The organism is Streptomyces sp. 7R007, from assembly GCF_054850255.1.
The window spans coordinates 1-6,951 of record NZ_JBTWMV010000113.1 but is presented as its reverse complement, the minus strand read 5'-3'; the positions used below and the strand labels follow the sequence as shown (position 1 = coordinate 6,951).

The 6,951-nt window shown below is 70.2% G+C and carries 3 protein-coding genes; 1 reads left to right on the top strand and 2 read right to left on the bottom strand.

The annotated features are described in order from the left end of the window. Together ACYF6T_RS44035 and ACYF6T_RS44030 are read right to left on the bottom strand one after the other, a co-directional pair. Positions 1-1,521 carry an FAD-dependent monooxygenase gene (locus ACYF6T_RS44035; protein ID WP_461703616.1) on the bottom strand — a complete coding sequence of 507 codons (1,521 nt, stop codon included), beginning with the start codon at positions 1,519-1,521 and terminating at the stop codon, positions 1-3. Positions 1,522-1,563: 42 nt separating this feature from the next. Then, entirely contained in the window at positions 1,564-2,640 is a 1,077-nt protein-coding gene (locus ACYF6T_RS44030) for an SGNH/GDSL hydrolase family protein (RefSeq protein WP_461703615.1), read from the bottom strand. A gap of 554 nt (positions 2,641-3,194) precedes the next feature. Between ACYF6T_RS44030 and ACYF6T_RS44025 the strand changes: the two genes are divergently transcribed. Beyond that, positions 3,195-6,314 carry a BTAD domain-containing putative transcriptional regulator gene (locus ACYF6T_RS44025; RefSeq protein ID WP_461703614.1) on the top strand — a complete coding sequence of 1,040 codons (3,120 nt, stop codon included), beginning with the start codon at positions 3,195-3,197 and terminating at the stop codon, positions 6,312-6,314. Positions 6,315-6,951: the final 637 nt, after the last annotated feature.

The following is a 6,951-nucleotide window of genomic DNA, read 5'->3' as shown; positions in this document are numbered from 1 at the left end:
CTAGATGGCGGCGGTGGCAAACCACCGGTTAGCGGCGTGCTGGAACCCTGCGTGGTCGGGATCGAGGCCGTCTGCCCAGGCGACGACGCCGTCGGGGCGGATGAGGAGGGCGCCGCAGCCCAGTTCGTTCCTCGCCGAGCCCGACACGTACCGGATCAGGTCCTCGTGGCCGGCTGTCGCACCGGCAAGCCGCCCACCGGTGGTGAAGTCGATGGCGATGCCGTGCCCGTCCCGCATGAGATCGCTCAGGCGCGTTCCGTCCGTGAAGTGGAAATCGGGGGCGTTGCGGCCGACCAGGGGATGTGCGCTGCCGAGGTCGTAGCGGTGGGAGGAGCCCGAGGTCCGATTGTAGACGTAGGTCGTTCCGTCCCGGGTGCCCAGCACGTCGCGGACCAGGGCTTGGATGGCCTGGGCGTGCGGGTCGGGCTTCATGACCGCGCTCTGGGCGCGCGTCCAGTCGAGGATCTGGGCGCCGACCGGATGGCGCTCCTGGGTGTAGGAGTCGAGCAGGTCGTCGGGGGCGTATCCATGGACGGTCGCGGCGAGCTTCCATCCCAGGTTGATTGCATCACCGATGCCGGTGTTGAGCCCCTGTGCGCCGAGAGGCGAGTGGATGTGTGCAGCGTCTCCGGCCAGCAGGACGCGCCCTTGGCGGTAGGAGGTGGTCTGCATCGCCCGGTCGGTGAAGGTGGAGACGAGCTGGACGTCGCTGAGCGTGACGTCGGTGCCGGACACGCGGCGCAGCACCGTCTGCAGGTGTTCGAGGGTGGGCTGCTGTGATCGGTCGAAGGCGCCGCCGTCGCAGTCCAGCATGCCGATGTGCCCGGGGGTGGGCATCTGCAGGTACATGCCGGTCGGCGTCAGGGTGAACCCGGGCTGCAGCTTGTCGGGGTCGGCGACGGTGGCGAGCATGGTGTAGCCGGTGAACAGCGGCTCAGTGCCGGTGAACTCGAATCCCGCGAGGCCGCGCACCGTGCTGCGTCCGCCGTCGCATCCGACGAGCCAGCGCGCCGCGTACTCGTCCTTCCCGGACTGTACGAGGACACCCTCCGCGTCCTGTCGCAGTTCCGTGACCCGCGTTCCGCGGCGGATCTCCACCCCGGCTTTGGCTGCCTGCTCGGTCAGCACCGTCTCGACCGCTTCGAGGCTGGTCATCACGCCCTCCAGGACGGGGCTGGGCAGGCGGTACGGCAGGGCGCCGGTATCGATGTCGGCGGGGTCGAGCATCATGCCGGCGAAGTGGCTCACGCTGCGCGGCGCCGGCGCCACCTGTGCCTCGGGGTCCGCACTGCCATAGCCGTGGGCGCCCGACGCGGTCAGCAGCGGCTGCAGCATCCCGCGGCGGTGGAACACCTCGACCGAGGCGGCGGACAGGCCCCGCATTCCGAGCGGAAGCGCCTTCCAGGGGGTGCCTGTCTCCGCCTCCTGCTCCAGGACCAGGACGTCGCAGTCCGCGAGACCGAGTTCGCAGGCCAGAAGCAGTCCGACGGGGCCTGCGCCCGCGATCACTACGTCATGCATAAGACTTTCCGTTCTTCTCCATGGTCACTGGGTGGGCGGGCGTCACTGGAACAGGGTCAGGTCGATGGAGTCGCCCAGGGCCCGGCAGCCTGCGTCGCTGCCGTGCAGGTGATCGCCCGCGTGGAGTCCGTCCTGAATACGGGTGGGGTGGGCCGGGTCGCGCCAGACAGCGTCGAAGTCCAGGACCGCGTCGAAGGCGCCGCTGGTGCGGATCCACTCGTTGACCGCCTGGCGTACGCGGTCGCCTTCCGGCGTGAAGATCTCATCGCCCTCATACGGGGTGAGGGTGGCGCCGTAGACGCGCACGCCGCGGGCGCGGGCCCGGGTGATCAGCTGCTGATAGCCCGCGATGAGGTCATCGCTCGTCACCGGCGCGCCGGGGAACATGGCGAGGAAGTCATCCGCGGGGCCGCTGCCGTCACGGGGTGCGTAGGAGACGCCGATGTCGCCGAGTCCGATGGCGATGACCACGTGGCCGAGACCCGGCGTGGCCAGCACGTCCCGGTCGAAGCGGGCCAGCACCGCCTCGCCCAGGCCCTCGTTGAGCATCCGGTTCCCGCTGATGCCCTGGTTGGAGACGCAGACGGTACGTCCGTTCCGCCCGGCCAGACGCTCGGCCAGGCGGTCCGTCCAGCGGCGGTTGGCATCCGGGGTGGTACCGGAGCAGTCGGTGTTGGAGTCGCCGATGACCGCGATGGTGGCGGCCGGGCCGTCGGGGAGCACGTCGATCGCCGAGACGAATGCCTGCAGCGGCAGGGACGTGGCCTGCGCAGGCAGGGTGAGGGCGTCGACGGCGTTGCCCGGGATGCTCCAGGCGGTCTGGACGCCCATGGCGTGGCAGGTGGCGCTCTTGACCGCCTGGGGCAGGTAGAGGCTGATGAAGAGCTCGGACAGGGCAGGCAGGGGCAGCGCGATCGGGTCGCTGAGCATCGGCGCGCCGACCGGGACGGTGACCCCCGTCCGACCGGCGAAGGTCAGCTCCCGGTCGCTGCCCGGCCGGAGACCACCGTCGGGCGCGGCGAGGGCGATCCGGGCTGCGCCGATGCTCAGGGGCTCGGTGCCGTACTCGTTGGTGAGCCTGAGGCGCACCCGGTTCCCGCCCCCGCTGATGCGCACCACCTGGCGCAGGGTCGTGTCGGCGAAAGAGGGCAGTGGCCCGAATTGCGCGATCGGTGCGTGTGGGGCGGTTCCCCACGTCCGTACCCAGGCGTCGTTCGTTGTAGGGGCCTTGCCTGCGGTCGTGGTGCTGGTGCTTCCAGTCATCGCGTCTCTCCGTCTTCGGGTGCGAGCAGTCCTGGCGTCGGCTGCGCGAACGTGGTGCCCGCCGCAACGCCCACACACTCGCCCGGGCCGCTCACACGGGGCGCACACGGCGCTGACACCACGCCTCACATGGATCGACCTGCGTGTGCACGGCCATGTCAGCGCCGTGCACGCGACCGCTGCCCGGCCTTGTGGCGGCTGTCACGGCTGGGACGACACGGTGGCGGTGCCCGAATTTGGCCATCCGGCTGCGCTCGCGCAAAGATCGGCCCATGGATGGGGATGCGCGGCTTCGCATCACGTTGCTCGGTACGTTCCAGGCATCTCGTGGGGGCAGTGCCCTGCCTGTGCCCGGGCCTCGTCTCCAGGGGCTGGCCGTACGTCTCGCGCTCGCCGGTGGGCGCGCCGTCATGCAGAGCACCCTCATCGACGCGATCTGGCCGGAGAACCCTCCAGTCGATCCCACACATGCCCTGCAGGCCCTCGTGTCGCGACTTCGCCGTGCATTGGGCTCCTCCACCGCCGTCACACAGGCCGCAGGCGGCTACCGGCTGGACGTGTCCGCGGGCGACGTGGATGCGCTGCGCTTCGAGCAGCTCGCCGCAGCCGGCCGGGAGCGTCTGCGCGCCGGCGACGCGCGGCACGCGGCTGCTCTGCTCGGTGAAGCCGTCGCCCTGTGGATCGAGCAGCCCGGCGCTGAGCCTGCCACCGTCGTTGCGGTGGAACCCGCGGCCGCGACCCGCTTGGCCCACTCCTCGGTCGAGGCCACCGCCGACCTCGCCGAAGCCGAGCTGGCCTTGGACAACGCCGGGCAGGCAGCTGTCCGCTTGACGGGCTTGCTGTCCCAGCACCCCGTGTACGAGCGCGCCGTCGCGCTGCTCATGGACGCACTCGCCTCCCAGGGCCGACAGGCCGAGGCCCTGGCCCGCTACGAAGAGTTCCGCGAGACGCTGGCTGACGAGTTCGGTACCGATCCGGGCGTCGCGCTACGCGAACGGCACCTGCATCTGCTGCGGGCCGAGCAGCCCGCACCCGCCGCCACTGCGCCCAAGGGAACAGGTGAGACGCCGAGTAATCTGCCCATCCCGCTGACCAGCTTCATCGGCCGTGATGACGACCTGGCCCGGATCGACACCCTGCTCGCTGCGGGGCGGCTGGTCACCGTGCTCGGCCCCGGCGGCGCCGGCAAGACACGCCTGGCCATCGAGGCCGCCCGCCGCCACCGCGACGCATACCGTGACGGCGCCTGGCTGATCGACGTTGCTTCGGTCACCGACCCCAGCAAGGTCGGCGGCGCTCTGCTGGCCGCGACCGGCCTGCGCGGCTCCGCGCTGTTCGACGCCTCCGCCAGGCTGCGCAGCGACCCCGCCGACGAACTCGATGTGCTGACCGACCAGTTGGACGGTCGCGAGATTCTGCTCGTCGTCGACAACTGCGAGCACGTGATCGACGCGGCAGCACACCTCCTCTCAGCGCTGCTGGCCCGCTGCGCCGGACTGCGCGTCCTGGCCACCAGCCGAGAACCGCTGGCGATCGACGGTGAGGCACTGGTCCCGCTCGGCCCACTGGCTCTGCCCGACCCGAACGCGGACATCCAACAGGCCCGCCGCACGGCATCGGTACGTCTGTTCACCGAGCGGGCAGCCGCGGTGCGTCCCGCCTTCGACCTCGCCGAGCACAACCTGGCGGACGTACTGCGCATCGTGCGCAGCCTGGACGGTCTGCCGCTCGCCCTGGAACTGGCCGCGGTCCGCCTGCGCACACTGACGCTGACCGATCTGGCCGACGGGCTGTCCGACCGGTTCCGGCTGCTCACCACCGGCAGCCGCACTGCCTTTCCACGCCACCGCACACTGCGAGGAGTCATCGCGTGGAGCTGGGACCTGCTCCCCGCGGGCGCACGGACCGTCGCAGAGCGGATCGCGGTCCTGCCCGGTGGCATCACGCCGGCTTCGGCTGCCGCGGTATGCATGGGAACCACCGTGCCGGTCCGCGACATCCCAGAGCTCCTCGCGGACCTGGTGGACCGGTCGTTGCTGCAGCTGTCACCCGACACCGGCCGGCACCGGATGCTGGAGACGATCCGGGAATACGGCCTTCAGAGGCTGGCCGAGCAGAACATCCTGACCAGTGTGCGGAACCTGGCTGCCCACTACTGCGCCGACCTGGTGGCCCACTACGACCCGCTGACCCGTGGGCCCGAGCAGCTCCACGCCCTCCACATCCTGCGTGCCGAGCACGACAACGTGCTTGCCGCGCTGCGACACCTCTGCGACACCGGCAACACTGACGGAGCGATCGCGCTGGCCCTCAACCTGACCTGGTACTGGCAGATGCTCGGCCGCCGAGACGACGCCGCCTACTGGCTCGGGCAGGCAGTCGCGCTCCCGACCGACAGGCCCGGTGTCGAGCACGAGATCGCCGAAGGACTGCTGCTGCTCAACTCCCAAGCCGGTCAGAGCGCACTGTTCAGTGGCTCCTTCAAGGAAGGAAGCACACAGCTGCGGACCCTCACCGACCGTCTGCTGAGCCACCGCGAACTGCCCGGCTTCACCGGCGCGCTGGTCACCATCAAACTCGCTCTCCCGCACAGGACACAGGAAGGTGAGGCGATCATCCAACGCCTGGCCGACGGGCCGGATGCCTGGCTGGCCGGGTACGCCCGCATCTCGCGCGCCCACGCCGCCGAAAACGAGGGCGACCTCGACCAGGCGCGCGCCGACGCAGCCGCAGCCCTGGAATGCTTCACTCAGTCCGGCGACCACTGGGCACTGGCCACAGCACTGCCGCTGCGCTCCCTGCTTCGTCAGTACGACGGCGAACTCAAAGGCGCACTCAGCGACTTGAAGGAGGCCAAGCGGCTGGCCGGCGAGTTCGGAGCGCTCAGTCTCGACGATGAGATCTACACCGACCTGCGCCAGTTCGATCTCCTGGTGCGGCTCGATCAGACCACGCAGGCGACCGAGATGATCGCCACGACGCGGGAACGCGCGCTCCGTTCCACGTCGCCCGGGATGGCCATCCTGCTCGACGCCCGCGAAGCCCGGTTGATGGTGCAAACGGGCAACCTGGACCGCGCACGCCGGCTGATCGAGTCGGCCGAGTCCGGACTCTTCGCACAGGTTCCGCTCGACGGCGACCACGGCCGAGCCCTGATCGCGACCGTGCGGGCCGCCCTCTGCCTCCGACTCGCCGACGGGTCTGGTGCCGCGCACGCACTGACCCGGGCATACACGGCAGCGGTCAACAGCCAGGACCTGCCGGTCGTGGCGACCGTGGCAGTGACCGTCGCCGGACTCGCCGAACTGCACGACCGACACCGCGACGCAGCCGTCATACTCGGCGCAGCCGCCCGCCTTCGTGGCGCCCACGACCGTACCGATCCGCACATCCGGACGCTGAGCACGCGCACCCGCACGGCGCTCGGTGACAAGGATTTCGCCGAGGCGTACACAGCAGGATGGCAACTGAACGTGACAGCCGCCCTCGCCCGCGCTGACCCAGCTCTTGTCACGTCCCCGCTGCCATAGAGGACAACGCCAGAGCCAGATGCGACCGGGCTTGGACGCCGCGCTCGCTGTGAGCTGCCCTCCGGTGCGACGGGCGCAGTCATGTTCGCGTCGGCTGGGACAGACAGCCGGCGTAGCTTGCCGGCCGCCTCGCTGTCGGGCTCTGCGGTGAAGACGACGATGCACACGTCTGAGCCGTGCGCCGAGAGCACGTCCTCGCCGCGTACGGCCAACGAGCACGGCGGACGGCCTTCTCCATATCGCTTCCCTCGCCGAGGCCATTGGCGCCCCCGACGACCGGACGATCGTGCAGCGCCTGGACGCGATCGAGCGCGTGCTGTTCGCCCTGGCGCGGGCCCAGGGGATCAACCCCGACGAGGCGTAGAGCCTTGAGCGTGCCTGGCGATGTCGACGACGGCGCCTGGCCTGATGCCCTGACCGAGGAGATACGGGCCAGCTACCCGAGCCTGCGGCTTGAACTCGGACTCGATCCCTGGTCCGTGTCTGCTGTGTTGTGGGGCCTCCTCCCGCAGAGCGAGCGAGGCAAGGGGGCCAGCACGTGCGTCATGGAACGCATCACCGCAGCGGCCGGGACAGTGAAGGCGCAACTACCGGCCGTCGGAGCGTGGCAGGTTGCTGTATCTGGAACAGCAGCATC